Origin of the sequence: Streptomyces omiyaensis (assembly GCF_014650895.1) — a bacterium.
GTDB classification, from domain to species: domain Bacteria; phylum Actinomycetota; class Actinomycetes; order Streptomycetales; family Streptomycetaceae; genus Streptomyces; species Streptomyces omiyaensis.
Genome location: NZ_BMVV01000002.1, coordinates 289753 through 305742, shown reverse-complemented (window position 1 = coordinate 305742; position 15990 = coordinate 289753). Strand labels below are relative to the sequence as shown.

Genomic DNA, 15990 nt, shown 5'->3' with positions numbered 1-15990 from the left:
GACTCAGGCGTACGGGTCGGAGGATCCGAACTCCCCCTCCGCGGGCGGACGTTCCCCGAGCAGCCGGTCCGCCTGCCGGACCGCCTCGGCCAGCTCCCCGACGACCGCCGAGCCGGAGCGGCCCCGGATGCCGTCGGCGTACCCGGCCAGCTCGGCGAGGCGCGGGGCGCCGGGCAGGGAGCCGCCGCGCAGCGACTCCGCGAAGTAGGCCGAGATCGCGGAGAGCTGGAGGCTGTCGCGGCCGGAACCCCAGAGTCCGGCCTGCAGGGCGGAGGCTTCGACGGTGCCCGAACGCTCCTGCGGGGAGCGGGAGTCGGGGTCGAGCCAGCGGACGGTGGCGGTGGCGATCCGGCCGCGCGCGCCGGGCCGGGTCTTCACCACGTACAGGGCGGTGACGGTGTGTCCGGCGCCGACCTCGCCGCCGTCGACCCGGTCGTCCCGGAAGTCCTCGTCGGCGACGGCGCGGTTCTCGTAGCCGATCAGCCGGAACCTCTCCACGGTCTCCCGGTCGAAGGCGACCTGCGCCTTGGCGTCCCGGGCGCGCAGTCGCACCTGGGCGGGCAGCTGGTCGACGAAGACCTTGCGGGCCTGCTCCCGGGTGGAGACGTAGGCGGTCTGCCCGTCCCCCTTGTCGGCCAGCCGCTCCATCAGTTCGTCGCCGTACTCGCTGCCGACGCCCACCCCGAAGAGGGTGATGCCGTGCTCCCTGCGCTGCTCGTCGATGTGCCCGAGGAGGGCGTCCGCGCTCGTCTCGCCGCTGTTGGCGAGGGCGTCGGAGAGCAGCACGACCCGGTTGGTGGCCCCCTCGCGGCGCCCCTCGGAGGCGACGTCGTAGCCGGTGCGCAGCCCGGCCTCCAGGTGGGTGGAGGAGCGGACGGCGAGCGAGTCGACGGCCTCGCGGACGCGGTGGCGGGCCTCGCCGAGACGGGTCATCGGCAGCAGGGTCTCGGCCTGGTCGCTGAAGGCGACGAGGGCGACCGAGTCGTCGTCGCGCAGGCCGTCGGCTGCGAGCCGCAGGGAGTGCTGGACGAGGTCGAGGCGGCCGGGCTCGCCCATCGAGCCGGAGACGTCGACGACGAAGGTGAGGGCGGCGGGCGGGCGTTCGCCCGCCCGGTCCGCGCCCCGGGTGGCGAGGCCGACGCGGACCAGCGACCAGCCCTCGGCCCCGGTGCCGGCACCGTCGACGGTGACGCTGAAGCCGTCGTCGGCGGGGCGCGGGTAGTCGGGGCGGAAGCTGTTGACGAACTCCTCGGGCCGCACGGTGGAGGGGTCGGGCAGGCGGCCCTCGGCGAGCGAGCGGCGGGCGTAGCCGTACGAGGCGGTGTCGACGTCGAGGGCGAAGGTGGACAGGTAGTCGGCGGCGGGGACGGGGCCGCGCCGCTCGCCCTCGGGCCCGTCCTCGGCGCGCCCGTCGGCCGGGGCGGAGGGCGCGGCGGTGCGGCCGCCGTCGGGGACGCCGTGGGCGGGCTTCCGGTGGTCGCCCGCCGACCCGTCCGACCGTTGCGACCCGCTCGCGCAGCCTCCGAGGAGGAGCCCGGCGGCGAGCGCCGCGGCGAGGACCCCGCTTCTCCTGTGAGCACGATTCATGGACAACTCCCCGTCTGCGTACGGCATTCGTTCCGGGCGCGGGTCGCCTTCGGGTGCGGCGGGAGCCGCGCCCGGCTCCTGCGACTGTGACGAACGGGAGGCGCGTGCGGACCCCGCGAAGGAGTTGCGGATGGATCTCGATGTGGCAACGGAAGGCGGAACGGGGGGCAGTGGCATGGAGACGCCAGGTTTGTCTCCAGGGGTTGTCACCGTGCGCAGTCACGTGAGTACATTGAGTGGACATCGATCGGGCGGGGGTGGTCAGCGGTGGCGGACAGCGCGGGCGCCGTGATGCTCGCCCGTTCGGCGATGAACCGGGCCGCGACCGAGGGGCAGCGGCCTGCGGGACGACCGGTCCGGGGGGCGCGGCGCATCAGCGCGGCGCTCGCCGGGCTGGCCGCCTCGACCCGGCACGAGCTGCTGACCTTCGACGATCCGGTGGCCTCGGCGGACCGCGCGATCCCCGAGCCGTTCCTGGAGCTGGCGGGAGCGTGCATGCGCGCGGCGGCGGAGCGGGCCGGGGAGGTGCGGCGGATCGTGCCCCGGCACGCGCTGCCCCGGCTGGAGCAGTGGCCTCGGATACCGGGGCGGGCGCGGGTCACCGACGCGATCCCGTTCAAGCTGATCGTGGTGGACCGCACGGTGGCGGCGGTCCCGCTCGACCTGGAGTTGTTGTACAACGGGCTGTTGCTCATCAGGGACCCGGTGGTGGTGCAGGCCCTGGTGCGGACCCATCACCTCTGCTGGGCGGGGGCCGAGGAGCTGGGGCGCGTCCCGCCGCCGAGACCCCCGGGCGGGCTGCCGGAGCAGCTGCGGCCGGTCCTGGAGGCGCTGTTGTCGGGACTGACGGACGAGGCGGCGGCCGCCCGGCTCGGCATGTCGGCGCGGACGTACAGCCGGCGGGTGGGCGAGCTGCTGGCCGCCCTGGGGACGACGAGCCGCTTCCGCGCGGGCGCGGAAGCGGCTCGGAGGGGGTGGCTGTGAGACCGCGTCCCGCGCCGGCTCAGGACACGATGTCCTTGCGGGCGAAGCCCCGGAAGGCGAGGGCGAACAGGACCAGGGCGTAGGTGACGGAGATCGCCGCCCCCTGGGCCATGCCGCCCCACTCCAGCCGGGGCTGGAGGGCGTCGATCCAGGCGAACTGCCAGTGCGCGGGCAGGAAGTCGCGCCAGTCGCCGAGCGCCGTGACCGCGTCCAGGACGTTGCCGACGATGGTCAGGCCGACGGCTCCGCCGACCGCGCCGAGCGGGGCGTCGGTGCGGGTGGAGAGCCAGAAGGCGAGGCCCGCGGTGACCAGCTGGGAGACGAGGACGAAGGCGGTGGCGATCAGCAGCCGGAGGACGGACTCGCCGGCCGGGAGCGAGCCGCCGGTGGGGAGTTGGAGCGGGCCCCAGCCGTAGGCGACCGTGCCGGCGGCGAGGGCGAGCAGCGGAAGGAGGAAGAGCGCCGCCGCGCTGTAGCCGAGCGCGACCGTCAGCTTGGCGGCGAGCAGCCGGGAGCGCGGCACGGGCGCCGCCAGGAGGTAGCGGAGCGAGGACCAGCCCGCCTCGGAGGCGACGGTGTCGCCGCAGAAGAGGGCCACGGGGATCACGAGGAGGAAACCGGCCGAGACGAAGAGGCAGGTCGCGGCGAAGTTGGCGCCCGAGGCGGTCGCCGTGTCCATGAGGGTGATCCGGCCGCCGCCGCGGTCGTCGCCGTCGGGGCCGCCGATGGCGAAGGCCACGATCAGGACGAAGGGCAGGGCGGCCAGCACCCCGGCCATCACCAGGGTGCGGCGGCGCTTCCACTGGCGCAGGGCCTCGACGCGCAGCGGCAGGGTGCGTCCGGGGCGGTAGCCGGGGGCTCCGGCCTCGGGGCCGGGCCGGGTGGCCGTCGCGGTCATGCCGATCCTCCGATCAGAGTCAGGAAGGCGTCCTCCAGGCGTCGGTGCGGGCCGACCCCGGTCAGCGGGACGTCCAGGCGGACGAGGTCGCCGATCAGCGCGGTCGCGTCGGCGGCGGAGCCGTCGGGGGCGTCGAGGCGGACCAGGAGGCCGTCCTCGGCGCGGACCGCGGAGCCGACTCCGGGCAGGGCCGCGACCTTCTCGACGAGCGCGTCGGTGACGGGCGCGCCGAGGGTGACGAGCAGGGTGTCGCCCGCGCCGGTGATCTCGGCGACCGGGCCGGCCTGGACGAGCTGTCCGCGGTCCATGACGACGAGGTGGGTGCAGGACTGCTCGACCTCCGCGAGGAGGTGGCTGGAGACGATGACGGTGCGGCCGGCCGCGGCGTACCGGATCATCACCTCCCGCATCTCGCGGATCTGCGGCGGGTCGAGGCCGTTGGTGGGTTCGTCGAGGATGAGGAGGTCGGGGAGGCCGAGCATCGCCTGGGCGATGGCGAGGCGCTGCCGCATGCCCTGCGAGTAGGTGCGGACGGCCCGCTGGAGGGCGCCGCCCAGGTTGGCGATGCGCAGGGCCTCGTCGAGGTGGGCGTCCTCGGCGGGGCGGCCGGTGGCCTTCCAGTACAGCTCCAGGTTCTCCCGGCCGGTGAGGTGCGGCAGGAAGCCGGAGCCCTCGACGAAGGAGCCGACCCGGGAGAGGACGGGTTCGCCGGGGCGGACGGCCCGGCCGAAGACCCGGATCTCGCCCTCGTCGGGCGTGATCAGGCCCATGAGCATGCGCAGGGTGGTGGTCTTCCCGGCGCCGTTGGGGCCGAGGAGGCCGAGGACCTGGCCCTGTTCGACGCGGAAGGAGAGGTCGCGGACCGAGTACCGCTCGCCGCCCTTGTACTTCTTCGACAGGCCGGTGATCTGGAGCGGGACGGCGGCGAGGGCGGGGTCCGGCGGCGGACCGGCCGCGCGGCGGCGGGCGGTCAGCAGGAGGGCCGCGGCGACGGCGAGGCCGGCCGCCGGCAGGCCCCAGACCCACCAGGGCAGGCCGGCGGCCTGGGTGGTGACGGCGGGCGCGGTGGGCACCGTGAGGGGGCCCTCGACGGCGACGGTGTAGCCGGCGGTGGCGACCGGGGAGGCGTAGCCGAGGTCGGTGGCCGAGACGACGAGGCGCAGCCGGTGCCCGGCCTCCACCTCGTGGTCGATCGCGGGCAGGGTGAGGGTGACGGACCGGCCCTTGCCCGCGTCCTCGACGCGGACCGGGGTGACGAGCTGGGAAGGCAGCACCTGCCCGCGTCCGCCGGGCCCGACGTCGTACACCTTGGCGAAGAGGACGGCGGAGCCGTCGGGGGCGCCGGAGGTGACCTTCACCCGGACGGTCGGGGTGCCGGTGACGCGGAGCGGCGTGGTCCGCGGGGCCGCGTCGAAGCGGGCGTGCTGGCCGGGGAAGTCGAGGGCGAGGCCGACGCCGAGGGAGGAGGAGAGCCCGCCGAGGCCGCCGCCGAGGCCGGGGACGGCGGAGACGGCGGGCGGGGCGCCGCCGGCCGGGTTGGTGAAGCGCTGCGCCGGGCCGGCGAGGGGGAGGGCGCGGGTGTCCGCGCGCAGGCCCGGGTAGCGGTCGGCGGTGGCGGCGCGGAGGGTGGCGCGGCCGTCGGTGGAGTCGACGCCGCCGGTGCGGCTGACGCGGAAGGCGGGACCGGTGTCGGCGGAGGCGTCCCGCTTCAGCCAGCGGTCGAACCAGGCGCCGATCCGGTCCTCGACGCGTCCGGTCTCGCGGTCGCCGCCGTCGTGGCCGCCGGCGGTCCAGTCGACGGCGACGGGGGCGCCGTTGGCGGTGAGCGCGCGGGCCAGGGCGTCGGACTGGTCGAGGGTGAAGAGGGAGTCGGTCTGTCCCTGGACGACGAGGGTGGGGACCTTGATGCGGTCCGCGACGGCGGAGGGGCTGCGGGCCTCCAGGAGGGCCCGGGCGGCGGCGTCGGGCCGGCCGGAGACCGCGACGCGCTCCTTCAGGGCGCAGACCTCGGCGGTGAAGCGTCCGCAGGCGTCCCCGCGGGCGTCGGCGCCCATGGAGAAGAGGATCCCGGCCCACAGCTTCTTGTAGACGCCGCCGGGGAAGAGGGCGTCGGCGAGGTTCCAGTAGGTGATCTGCGGGGCGATGGCGTCGACGCGGGGGTCGTGGCCGGCCGCGAGGAGGGAGATCGCGCCGCCGTAGGAGGCGCCGGTGACGCCGACGCGCGGGTCGCCGGCCTTGTCGAGGAGGACCTCGGGGCGGGCGGCGAGCCAGTCGACGAGCCTGCCGACGTCCTTCACCTCGTGGTCGGGGTCGTTGAGGCCGATCTCGCCGCCGGAGGCGCCGAAGCCGCGGGCGGACCAGGTGAGGACGGCGTAGCCGTCGCGGGCGAGCCGTTCGGCCTGCGGGCGGACGTCGTCCTTGGAGCCGCCGAAGCCGTGCGCGAGCAGGACGGCGGGGCGCCGGCCGGAGCCGGAGCCGGTGAAGTACGAGGTGTCGATCCGCACCCCGCCGAGGTCGAGGGCCCGGTCCTCGCGCTGGACGGGCGGGGGTTCGTCCTGGGCGACGGCGGTCCAGGTGCCCGCGCCCGCGAGGACGGCGAGGACGGAGGTGACCGCGGCCCACCGGGGAAGTCGGAGTCGCATGCCCCCGAGCCTAGGCGGACGTCCTGTGTGCGGGCGGGCGCCCCGGGAGGGAAATCCACGGCCTCCTGAGGTCGTACGCAGTACGGTCCGCGTACAGCGGTCGCGGTACGCCCGCGGCCGGGCGGCCGCGCGGAAGGAGACGTGGGTGGCGGACGGGTTCGGGATCCGGCGGGCCGGGACGGTGGCGGAGCTGCTCGCGGCGGAGCACCTGTACGACGGTCCGGCGCGGGCGGAGTGGGCGGAGCGCTTCCTCGCCTCCTCGGGGCACCTGATGCTGATCGCGTACACGGCGGACGGTTTCCCCGCCGGGTTCGTGACGGGGATCGAGATGGTCCATCCGGACAAGGGCGCCGAGCTGTGCCTGTACGAGCTGGGGGTCGACGAGGCGTACCGGCGGCGGGGGCTCGGCCGGGCGCTGACGGAGGCGCTGGTGGCGGCGGCCCGGGAGCGGGGCTGCGCGGGCGCGTGGGTGCCGGTGGACACGGACAACGGGCCGGCACTCGCCACGTACCGCTCGGCGGGCGCGACCGACGAGGGGGTGTGCGCGATCCGCGGCTGGTCCTTCGACGGGACGGACGCGGCCGGGGACGGGGAAGAGCACGAGGGCGGGGGCGTCACCGGCACCGGCACCGGCACCGGCAGCGACAACGGCGCCGGCTGACGTCCCGGGGGACGGGTCCCGCCGCACGGCCGACGGCCCCCGGGGTGCGGTGGCGCGCACTCCGGGGGCCGTCGTCCGACCCGGGGGTCAGTGGTTGCGCGGGAAGCCCAGGTCCACGCCGGAGGGGGCGTCGGCCGGGTCGGGCCAGCGGGTGGTGACGACCTTGCCGCGGGTGTAGAAGTGCACGCCGTCGTTGCCGTAGATGTGGTGGTCGCCGAAGAGCGAGTCCTTCCAGCCGCCGAAGGAGTGGTAGCCGACGGGCACCGGGATCGGCACGTTGACGCCGACCATGCCAGCCTCGACCTCCAGCTGGAAGCGGCGGGCGGCGCCGCCGTCGCGGGTGAAGATCGCGGTGCCGTTGCCGAACTTCGAGGCGTTGATGAGGGCGAGGCCCTCCTCGTAGGTCTCGGCGCGCAGCACGCAGAGGACCGGGCCGAAGATCTCGTCCTGGTAGGCCTTGGCGGAGGTCGGCACGTGGTCGAGGAGGGAGAGGCCGATCCAGTGGCCGTTCTCGTGGCCCTCGACGGTGTAGCCGGTGCCGTCGAGGACGACCCGGCAGCCCTCGGCCGCGGCGCCGTGCACGTAGGAGGCGACCTTGTCGCGGTGGACGGCCGTGATGAGCGGGCCCATCTCGGAGGTCGGGTCGGTGCCGGGGCCGATCTTGATCTTCTCGGCGCGCTCGCGGATCTTCTCGACGAGCTCGTCGCCGATGGAGCCGACGGCCACGACCGCGGAGATCGCCATGCAGCGCTCGCCGGCGGAGCCGTACGCGGCGGAGACGGCCGCGTCGGCGGCGGCGTCGAGGTCGGCGTCCGGGAGGACCAGCATGTGGTTCTTGGCGCCGCCGAGCGCCTGGACGCGCTTGCCGTTGGCGGAGGCGGTGGTGTGGATGTGCCGGGCGATCGGGGTCGAGCCGACGAAGGAGATCGCGGCGACGTCCGGGTGCTCCAGGAGGCGGTCGACGGCGACCTTGTCGCCGTGCAGGACGTTGAAGACGCCGTCCGGCAGGCCGGCCTCGGCGAGCAGCTCGGCGATCTTGAGGGAGGCGGAGGGGTCCTTCTCGCTCGGCTTGAGGACGAAGGTGTTGCCGGTCGCGATGGCGATCGGGAACATCCACATCGGGACCATGGCCGGGAAGTTGAAGGGCGTGATGCCGGCGACGACGCCGACGGGCTGGCGGATCGAGGCCACGTCCACGCGGTTCGAGACCTGGGTGGAGAGCTCGCCCTTGAGCTGGGTGGTGATGCCGCAGGCCAGGTCGACGATCTCCAGGCCGCGGGCGACCTCGCCGAGGGCGTCGGAGTGGACCTTGCCGTGCTCGGCGACGATCAGCTCGGCGATCGCGTCGCGGTTGGCGTCGAGCAGCGCGCGGAACGCGAAGAGGACCGTGGTGCGCTGGGCCAGCGAGGAGGTGCCCCAGGTGGCGAAGGCGTCCTTCGCGGCGGCGACGGCCGCGTCGACCTCCTCCACCGAGGCGAGGGCGACCTGCGTGGTGACGGCGCCGGTGGCCGGGTCGGTGACGGGACCCCAGTTGCCCGACGTGCCCTCGACGGTCTTGCCACCGATCCAGTGGTGGACGCTCTTCGTCATGACGAGTTACTCCTTCAGAGATGGCGGCGTCGGGCGGTGACGTGCCGGTCGTACTCCTCGCGGGCCTTGACCGCCGACGGGCGGGTCGAGATCTCGGCCACGGGCACATCCCACCACGCCTGGGCCGGAGGCGGGCCCGACACACTGTCTGCCGTTTCGGTCTCGATGTAGACACATGTGGGATCCGTGGCCGCCCGGGCGTCGGCGAGGGCTTCTCGCAGGTCACCGACGGTGCGGGGGCGCAGCACCCGCATCCCGAGGGAGGCCGCGTTGGCTCCGAGGTCGACGGGGAGCGGGGGGCCGGTGAAGCGTCCGTCGGCGGCCCGCAGGCGGTAGTCGGTGCCGTACCGCTCGGCGCCGACCGCCTCGGAGAGGCCCCCGATGGAGGCGTAGCCGTGGTTCTGGAGGATGACCAGCTTCAGCGGGAGCCGTTCCTGGACGGCGGTGACGATCTCGGTGGGATTCATCAGGTACGTCCCGTCCCCGACGAGCGCCCAGACGGGCCGGCCGGGGGCGGCGAGGAGGACGCCGACGGCGGCGGGGATCTCGTAGCCCATGCAGGAGTAGCCGTATTCGACGTGGTACTGGTCGCGGGAGCGGGTCCGCCAGAGCTTGTGGAGGTCGCCGGGGAGCGAGCCGGCGGCGTTGATCAGGATGTCGGTGGCGTCGACCAGGGTGTCGAGTACGCCGAGGACCTGGGTCTGGGTGGGGCGGGCGGTCTCGTCGGTGACGGCGTGGGCGGCGTCGACCCGGGCCTCCCACTCCGCCTTCGCCGCCGTCCAGGTCACCGGTCGCGCCGGGTGTTCGGCGAGGGCGTCGGCGAGGGCGGTGAGGCCCTCGCGGGCGTCCGCGACGAGCGGCAGGCGCGCGCCCTGCTTGTGGGCGTCGAAGCCGGTGACGTTGAGGTTGAGGAAGCGGGCGTCCGGGGCGAAGAGGGTGCCGGAGGCGGTGGTGAAGTCGGTGTAGCGGGTGCCGACGCCGATGACCAGGTCGGCGGCGCGGGCCAGGCCGTTCGCCGTGGCGGTGCCGGTGTGTCCGAGGCCGCCGACCTCGCACGGGTGGTCGTACGGCAGGGCACCCTTGCCGGCCTGGGTGGTGGCGACGGGCAGCCCGGCCCGCTCGGCGAGGTCCCGCAGGGCGTCCTCGGCGGCGCTGTGGCGGACTCCGCCGCCCGCGACGACCAGCGGGCGCGCGGCCTCCCGCACCGCCCGTACGGCGGCGTCGAGCTCGGTCCGGTCGGGGCGGGGCCGGCGGATCCGCCAGACCCGCTCGGCGAGGAAGCCGTCCGGCCAGTCGTACGCCTCCGCCTGCACGTCCTGCGGGAGGGCGAGGGTGACGGCGCCGGTGGCCGCGGGGTCGGCGAGGGTCCGCATCGCCTCCAGGGCGGCCGGGATCAGCGCCTCGGGGCGGCCGATCCGGTCGAAGTACCGGGAGACCGGCCGCAGGCAGTCGTTGACGGAGACGTCGCCGGCGTGCGGCGTCTGGAGCTGCTGGAGGACGGGGTCGGCGGGGCGGGTGGCGAAGGTGTCGCCCGGCAGGAGCAGGACCGGGAGGTGGTTGATCGTGGCGAGGGCGGCGCCGGTGACGAGGTTGGTGGCGCCGGGGCCGATGGAGGTGGTGACGGCGTGGGCGGAGAGCCGGCCGGTCTGGCGGGCGTGGCCGACGGCGGCGTGGACCATGGCCTGCTCGTTGCGGCCCTGGTGGAAGGGCATGGCGTCGGCGTGCTCGACGAGCGCCTGGCCGATCCCGGCGACGTTGCCGTGGCCGAAGACGCCCCAGGTGGCGGCGATCAGCCGGTGCCGGACGCCGTCGCGCTCGGTGTACTGGGCGGCGAGGAAGCGCACCAGCGCCTGGGCCACGGTGAGCCTCACGCGGGTCCCTCCGGATGGGCGAGCCTCACGCGTATCCCTCCGTGTGGTCGGGGTGGAAGCTGATCCGCCACTCCCGCTCGGGGCCGGGGCCGGCCATGACGTTGAGGTAGTACAGGTCGTGGCCGGGCCGGGCGATCGTGGGGCCGTGCCAGCCGTCGGGCACGAGGACGGCGTCGCCGTGCCGGACCTCGGCGAGGAGGTCGGCGCCGCCGGGCCGGGAGGGCGAGATGCGCTGGTAGGCGTAGCCGCGCGGGTCCTCGGTCTCGTAGTAGTAGATCTCCTCCAGGACGGACTCGGTCCCGGGGCGGTGCTCGTCGTGCTTGTGCGGCGGGTAGGAGGACCAGTGGCCGCCGGGGGTGACGACCTCGACGGCGATCAGCCGGTCGCAGGGGAAGGCGTCGGCGGAGGCGAAGTTCCGGACCCGGCGGGCGGTGTCGCCGCTGCCCCGGTCCTCGACGGGAACCTCCGGCGCGGGGCCGTAGCGGGCGGGGAGTCGTCGCTCGCAGTTCGCTCCTGCCAAAGCGAAGCGGCCTCCCGCGCCGGAGGCGATCTGGGCGTGGGCGTCGCGCGGTACGTAGACGAAGTCGCTCACGGAGGCGAACACGCTCTCGCGTCCCCCGAGTTCGAAAAGATCCCCGTCGACGCGCACGGTACAGCCCCCGGCGAGGGGAAGCACCACCCATTCGGCATCCGCGCTGTCGAAGGTGTGCGTCCCGCCGGGCGGCAGGTCGAGGACGCGGAGCGCGGAACGGCTCCATCCGGCCGTCGCGGGGTCGATGTCCAGGTCGTACGGGCCCCGGGCGGCGGTCCCGGCGGGCAGGTGGAGGCGGGAGGTCACGGATGGTCGTCCTCGGTCGGGAGGGTGCCCGAGCCGGTGGCGAGGGCGCGGTCGATCTCGGCGGCGCCGGGCATGGCGGGGGCGCAGCCCAGGCGTCCGGCGACGATGGAGCCGGCGGCTCCGGCGCGGCGCAGGGTGTCCGCGAGCGGGAGGCCGGCGAGGAGGCCGTGGACGAGGGCTCCGCCGAAGGCGTCCCCGGCGCCGAGGCCGTTGACGACCTCGACCGGCAGGGGCGGGACGGCGGCGCGGCTCCCGTCGGAGGCGTGGGCGAGGACGCCCTCGGGGCCGAGTTTGACGACGGCGAGGCGGGGGGCTCCGGGGCGGTCCTCGGGGGCGAGGAGGCCGAGGAGGGCGCGGGCGGCGGCCTCCGGGTCGCGCGTGCCGGTGGCGACCTCGCACTCCTCGGCGTTGCCGACGGCGACGGTGGCGTGCCGCAGGGCCTCGGCGTAGTGGGGTCGGGCGGTGGCCGGGTCGGGCCAGAAGGCGGGCCGCCAGTCGAGGTCGAGGACGGTGTGGGCGCGGCCCGCGCGGGCCCGCAGGGCGGTGAGGGTGGCGGCGCGGCTGGGTTCCTCGCTGAGGCCGGTGCCGGTGGTCCACAGGACGCGGGCGGCGCGGATCGCGTCGAGGTCCAGTTCGTGCGGGTGGATCTCCAGGTCGGGGGCCTTGGGGCGGCGGTAGAAGGTGAGGGGGAAGTCGTCGGGCGGGAAGAGGGCGCAGAAGGTGACGGGGGTGGGGTACGCGGCGACCTCGCCGACCCAGCGGGCGTCGACGCCGAACTCCTCGATCTCGCGCCGCAGGTAGGTGCCGAAGGGGTCGGCGCCGGTGCGGCTGATCAGGGCGGTGCGGCGGCCGAGGCGGGCGGCGGCGACGGCCACGTTGGCCGGGGAGCCGCCGAGGAAGCGGCGGAAGGTGTCGACCCGGTCGAGCCCCACCCCGCTGCGGAGCGGATAGAGGTCCACGCCGAGCCGCCCCATGGTGATCAGGTCGTACGGCTCCGACTCCACCCGTGCCACCTCTCGACTCCGGTGTCCGCCCTCAGGTCTAGTCGTCCGCCCGGAGGCGTGTCAACGACATGTCCGGACATTCGGATGGATGTGCCGCGCGTCCGGCGGGTGTCTTGACGCTGGTCCGGGGCGCGGTCAAGGTGGCTGGCATGACGAAGTCGTCGCCGCCGTCGCCGTCGCCCGCCCGCATCCGGATCGGTTCCGCCCCGGACTCCTGGGGGGTGTGGTTCCCGGACGATCCCCGGCAGGTGCCGTGGCAGCGGTTCCTCGACGAGGTGGCGGGGGCCGGCTACGAGTGGATCGAGCTCGGGCCGTACGGCTACCTGCCCACCGATCCGGCGCTGCTCGCCGAGGAGACCTCGCGGCGCGGGCTGCGGGTGTCGGCGGGCACGGTCTTCACCGGGCTGCACCACGGCCCCGCCGTGTGGGAGCGGACCTGGGCGCACGTCGCGGAGAACGCGGCCCTGGCGCAGGCCGTGGGGGCCCGCCACCTGGTGGTGATCCCCTCCTTCTGGCGGGACGACAGGACCGGTGAGGTGCTGGAGGACCGGGTGCTGACGGCGGAGCAGTGGCGGCAGCTGACCGGGCTGACCGAGCGGCTCGGGCGGGAGGTGCGGGAGCGGTACGGGCTGCGGATCGTGGTCCATCCGCACGCCGACACGCATCTGGACGACGAGGAGAGCGTGACGCGCTTCCTGGACGCCACCGATCCGGAGGCGGTGGCGCTCTGCCTGGACACCGGGCACTACGCGTACGCGGGCGGGGACAGCGTCAAGCTGATCGAGACCTACGGGGAGCGCATCGGCTACCTCCATCTGAAGCAGGTGGATCCGGCGGTGCTGGCCGCGGTGCGGGCCGAGGGCGTGCCGTTCGGCCCGGCGGTGGCGCGGGGCGTGATGTGCGAGCCGCCGGCGGGGGTGCCGGCCCTGGAGCCGGTGCTGGCGGCCGCGGCGGCGCTGGACGCGGAGCTCTTCGCGATCGTGGAGCAGGACATGTACCCGTGCGAGCCGGACGCGCCCTACCCGATCGCCCTGCGCACCCGCGCGTACCTCCGCTCCTGCGGGGTGTGAGGGGAGGTTCCGCGCACGGAGGCGCGCCGCTGTGACCGTTCGTCACTTCCGTCACGGTGATCACGCTTCTGTCACGGGTGTCACGGTGACGCGGGTTTCGCGCCACAGGCGTTCGACAGCCGCTCCCCCGCCGTCCGGGCGGGTCGTTCTCCGGGCACAGGACCGGTGATCACCGACGCCACCGCCCGCAGCGCCCCCGAACGGCACCCCCGCCACCGCTGCGCGGCACGGGGCGTGAGGGAGGTACAGGCATGACGGACAGGAACCTCTGGTCGTACAAGGACATCGCCGCGCACATCCGGGTCCAGCCCGACACGGTCCGCTCCTACCGGAAGCACGGACTGCTGCCGCCGCCCGACCACGTCGAGTCGGGCAAGCCCTTCTGGTACGCGGACACCGTCCGGGCCTGGGTCGCGAGCCGTCCCGGCAACCGGGCGCGCCGCGACTGATCCCCGTCCGTCCGGCCGTGCGGCGCCGTCCTCCGGTGGAGTCCGGGGGCGGCGCCGCGGTGCGTCTCAGCCCCGCGAGCCGACGGGCTCGGGCAGCTCCCGCGTCTCGCCGGGCGCGCCGGCCGGGGCGGTGGGCGGCTCGGACTCGCTGATGCCGAAGCGGGCGTGGAAGCGGCGCAGGGGTGCGGGGGCCCACCAGGTGAGGCGGCCGGTCAGCTTCATCACGGAGGGGACGAGGAGGCTGCGGACCACCATGGCGTCCATGAGGACGGCGAGGGCGACGCCGAGGCCGAGCATCTTGGTGTTGGTGACCCGGGAGGTGCCGATGGCGACCATGACGACGGCGAGGATGACGGCGGCGGCGGTGATGAGTCCGCCGGTGCGGGCGAGGCCGAAGCGGACGGCGCCCTCGTGGTCGCCGGTGGTGTCGTACTCCTCCTTGATGCGGGAGAGCAGGAAGACGCCGTAGTCCATGGAGAGGCCGAAGGCCACGCAGAACATGAGGACCGGCAGGGTGGTCTCGATGTCCCCGGTGGCGGTGAAGCCGAGGAGGCCGGAGAGGTGTCCGTCCTGGAAGACCCAGACGACGGCGCCGAACATCGCGGTGAGGCTGAGGGCGTTGAGGACCACGGCCTGGACGGGGATGAGGACGCTGCCGGTGAGCAGGAAGACCAGCACCAGGGTGACGAGGACGATGATGCCCGCGGCCCAGGGCAGCCGCTCGGCGAGGGCGTCCTTGGAGTCGGCGAGGACGGCGGCCTGGCCGGTGACGGAGGTGGCGAAGGGGGCGTCGGCGGCGCGCAGCTCGCCGACCGCGCGCTGTGCGGCGGAGCCGGCGGCGGGGCCGTCGGGGACGACGCTGTAGTAGGCGTGGGCGTCCGCGCCGGTGCCGGAGACGACGGGGCCGTCGACCCGGACGACGCCGTCGAGGGCGGCGATGCGCTCGCGGTAGGCGCCGTACTCGGCGGGGGTGGCGGGGCCCTCGGCGAGGACGGTGAGGCTGCCGCCGGGGTCGCCGGGGAAGCCGGTGCGCAGTTCCTCCTGGACGATCCGCGAGGTGGCGGTGGCGGGCAGCTGCCGGTCGTCGGCGGTGCCGAACTCGACGCCGAGGAAGGGCAGTCCGAGCAGGACGAGGGCGGCGGTGGTCAGGACGGCGAAGACGGGGGCCCGGCGCATCACCAGGCCGGCGGTGCGGGACCAGCCGGTGCCCTCCCGGCCGGGCGCCGCGGGGGCGGCGCGACGGCGCCGGAGGAGGCGGCGCAGGTCGAGGGCGTCGACCCGGTGGCCGAGGAGGACCAGGGCGGCCGGGAGCAGGGTGAGGGCGGCGGCCGCGGCGAGCAGGACGACGGCGATGCCCGCGTAGGCGAAGGAGCGCAGGAAGTACTGCGGGAAGACCAGCATGGCGGCGAGCGAGACGGCGACGGTGAGGGCGGAGAAGAGGACGGTCCGGCCGGCGGTGCGCAGGGTGGTGCGGACGGCGGCGGCCGGTTCGGCGCCGGCGGCCAGCTCCTCGCGGTAGCGGCGGACGACGAAGAGCGCGTAGTCGATGGCGAGGCCGAGGCCGAGCGCGGTGGTGAGGTTCTGCGCGAAGACGGAGACGTCGGTGAACTCGGTGATGCCGCGCAGCACCGCGTTGGTGCCGAGGATGGCGACGATGCCGACGCCGAGGGGCAGCAGGGCGGCGACGGCGCTGCCGAAGACCATGACGAGCAGGACCAGGGTGACGGGCAGGGCGATCAGCTCGGCCCGCAGCAGGTCCTCCTGGATGATCGTCTGCATCTCGTGGCGGACGGCGAGGCCGCCGCCGAGGCGGACCTCGACGGGGCCGTGGGTGCCGCGGTACTCCGGCGCGATGCGGTCGAGGAGCTCGCCGGCCGCCTTCTCCTCGCCGGCGACGCGGGCGGCGACGACGGCCTGGGTGCCGTCCTCGGAGCGGAGGGCGGGCGAGCCGGTGGTCCAGTAGGAGCCGACGCCCTCGACGCCGGGCTCGGCGGCGAGCCGCTCGGTCAGCCGCCGGGCCTCGGCGGCCACCGCGGGGTCGTCGACGCCGGCCTTCCCGGCGTCGACGAGGAGCAGCAGGTTGGGCTGGGAGCCGGGGAACTCCCGCTCCAGCGCCTTCGTGGCGTAGCTGGACTCGGCGGCGGGGTCCTCCCAGCCGCCGCTGCCCATCCGGTCGGCGACGCCGCCGCCGGCGAGGACCGCGAGGGCGGTGAGGACGAGGGCGACGAGCAGGGTGAGCCGGGGCCGCGCGGTGACGAACCGCGTCCAGCCCCCGCCCCGGCCCGGGCTTCCGCCCCGTGCGGAGGGCGTCTTCTTGACTTCGGACAGCACGCGGTGTCCCCTTCACCGTGGTCCCCGCTCTCGCTTCCCGGCAGGTCGCGGGGACCGTCCATTGC

At 75.2% G+C, this 15990-nt stretch carries 12 protein-coding genes; 4 read left to right on the top strand and 8 right to left on the bottom strand.

What is annotated here, in order from left to right; translation table 11 throughout:
• Window positions 1-3 precede the first annotated feature (3 nt).
• Entirely contained in the window at window positions 4-1587 is a 1584-nt protein-coding gene (locus tag IE287_RS04310) for a vWA domain-containing protein (protein WP_189847518.1), read from the bottom strand.
• 267 nt (window positions 1588-1854) lie between these two features.
• Here IE287_RS04310 and IE287_RS04305 point away from each other — a divergent pair, with 267 nt between their 5' ends.
• Window positions 1855-2571 carry a helix-turn-helix domain-containing protein gene (locus tag IE287_RS04305; protein ID WP_189847517.1) on the top strand — a complete coding sequence of 239 codons (717 nt, stop codon included), beginning with the start codon at window positions 1855-1857 and terminating at the stop codon, window positions 2569-2571.
• Between the two features lie 19 nt (window positions 2572-2590).
• Here IE287_RS04305 and IE287_RS04300 read toward each other — a convergent pair whose 3' ends face one another.
• Together IE287_RS04300 and IE287_RS04295 are read right to left on the bottom strand one after the other, a co-directional pair.
• Entirely contained in the window at window positions 2591-3469 is an 879-nt protein-coding gene (locus IE287_RS04300) for an ABC transporter permease (protein ID WP_189847516.1), read from the bottom strand.
• Window positions 3466-6111 carry an alpha/beta fold hydrolase gene (locus tag IE287_RS04295; RefSeq protein WP_189847515.1) on the bottom strand — a complete coding sequence of 882 codons (2646 nt, stop codon included), beginning with the start codon at window positions 6109-6111 and terminating at the stop codon, window positions 3466-3468. Before IE287_RS04295 ends, IE287_RS04300 begins: the two co-directional genes overlap by 4 nt.
• Before the next feature lie 145 nt (window positions 6112-6256).
• On the opposite strand from IE287_RS04295, the gene IE287_RS04290 reads away from it, so the two are divergent.
• On the top strand, window positions 6257-6772 hold the full coding sequence (locus tag IE287_RS04290) for a GNAT family N-acetyltransferase (protein ID WP_229883269.1): 516 nt from the start codon (window positions 6257-6259) through the stop codon (window positions 6770-6772).
• An 87-nt stretch (window positions 6773-6859) separates the two neighbouring features.
• Here IE287_RS04290 and mmsA read toward each other — a convergent pair whose 3' ends face one another.
• From mmsA to iolC, 4 genes are read right to left on the bottom strand one after another with little or no spacing between them, the layout of a single operon-like run.
• Window positions 6860-8362 carry a CoA-acylating methylmalonate-semialdehyde dehydrogenase gene (mmsA, locus tag IE287_RS04285; protein WP_189847513.1) on the bottom strand — a complete coding sequence of 501 codons (1503 nt, stop codon included), beginning with the start codon at window positions 8360-8362 and terminating at the stop codon, window positions 6860-6862.
• A 14-nt stretch (window positions 8363-8376) separates the two neighbouring features.
• Window positions 8377-10233, bottom strand: a complete 1857-nt coding sequence (gene iolD, locus IE287_RS04280) for a 3D-(3,5/4)-trihydroxycyclohexane-1,2-dione acylhydrolase (decyclizing) (RefSeq protein WP_189847512.1) — start codon at window positions 10231-10233, stop codon at window positions 8377-8379.
• Between the two features lie 25 nt (window positions 10234-10258).
• Complete coding sequence (gene iolB, locus IE287_RS04275; protein ID WP_189847511.1) at window positions 10259-11071, bottom strand: 5-deoxy-glucuronate isomerase; 813 nt, start codon at window positions 11069-11071, stop codon at window positions 10259-10261.
• On the bottom strand, window positions 11068-12045 hold the full coding sequence (gene iolC / locus IE287_RS04270; RefSeq protein WP_189847757.1) for a 5-dehydro-2-deoxygluconokinase: 978 nt from the start codon (window positions 12043-12045) through the stop codon (window positions 11068-11070). The genes iolB and iolC overlap by 4 nt, the downstream gene beginning before the upstream one ends.
• Before the next feature lie 179 nt (window positions 12046-12224).
• On the opposite strand from iolC, the gene IE287_RS04265 reads away from it, so the two are divergent.
• Together IE287_RS04265 and IE287_RS04260 are read left to right on the top strand one after the other, a co-directional pair.
• The gene (locus IE287_RS04265) at window positions 12225-13145 is read left to right on the top strand and encodes a sugar phosphate isomerase/epimerase family protein (RefSeq protein ID WP_189847510.1); all 921 of its coding nucleotides are present in this window, start codon (window positions 12225-12227) and stop codon (window positions 13143-13145) included.
• A gap of 251 nt (window positions 13146-13396) precedes the next feature.
• Window positions 13397-13594 (top strand): helix-turn-helix transcriptional regulator, encoded by a 198-nt coding sequence (locus IE287_RS04260; RefSeq protein WP_189847509.1) that lies wholly within the window; start codon window positions 13397-13399, stop codon window positions 13592-13594.
• Between the two features lie 66 nt (window positions 13595-13660).
• On the opposite strand, the gene IE287_RS04255 is transcribed toward IE287_RS04260, so the two are convergent.
• Window positions 13661-15922, bottom strand: coding sequence for an MMPL family transporter (locus IE287_RS04255; RefSeq protein ID WP_189847756.1), 2262 nt, complete (start codon window positions 15920-15922; stop codon window positions 13661-13663).
• Between the last annotated feature and the right edge of the window lie 68 nt (window positions 15923-15990).

What these genes read in the sequence shown, in the direction of transcription:
- IE287_RS04310 (WP_189847518.1), bottom strand. Translation starts at nt 1,587, where the DNA reads ATGAATCGTGCTCACAGGAGAAGCGGGGTCCTCGCCGCGGCGCTCGCC.
- IE287_RS04300 (WP_189847516.1), bottom strand. Translation starts at nt 3,469, where the DNA reads ATGACCGCGACGGCCACCCGGCCCGGCCCCGAGGCCGGAGCCCCCGGC.
- IE287_RS04295 (WP_189847515.1), bottom strand. Translation starts at nt 6,111, where the DNA reads ATGCGACTCCGACTTCCCCGGTGGGCCGCGGTCACCTCCGTCCTCGCC.
- mmsA (WP_189847513.1), bottom strand. Translation starts at nt 8,362, where the DNA reads ATGACGAAGAGCGTCCACCACTGGATCGGTGGCAAGACCGTCGAGGGC.
- iolC (WP_189847757.1), bottom strand. Translation starts at nt 12,045, where the DNA reads ATGGGGCGGCTCGGCGTGGACCTCTATCCGCTCCGCAGCGGGGTGGGG.
- IE287_RS04265 (WP_189847510.1), top strand. Translation starts at nt 12,225, where the DNA reads ATGACGAAGTCGTCGCCGCCGTCGCCGTCGCCCGCCCGCATCCGGATC.
- IE287_RS04260 (WP_189847509.1), top strand. Translation starts at nt 13,397, where the DNA reads ATGACGGACAGGAACCTCTGGTCGTACAAGGACATCGCCGCGCACATC.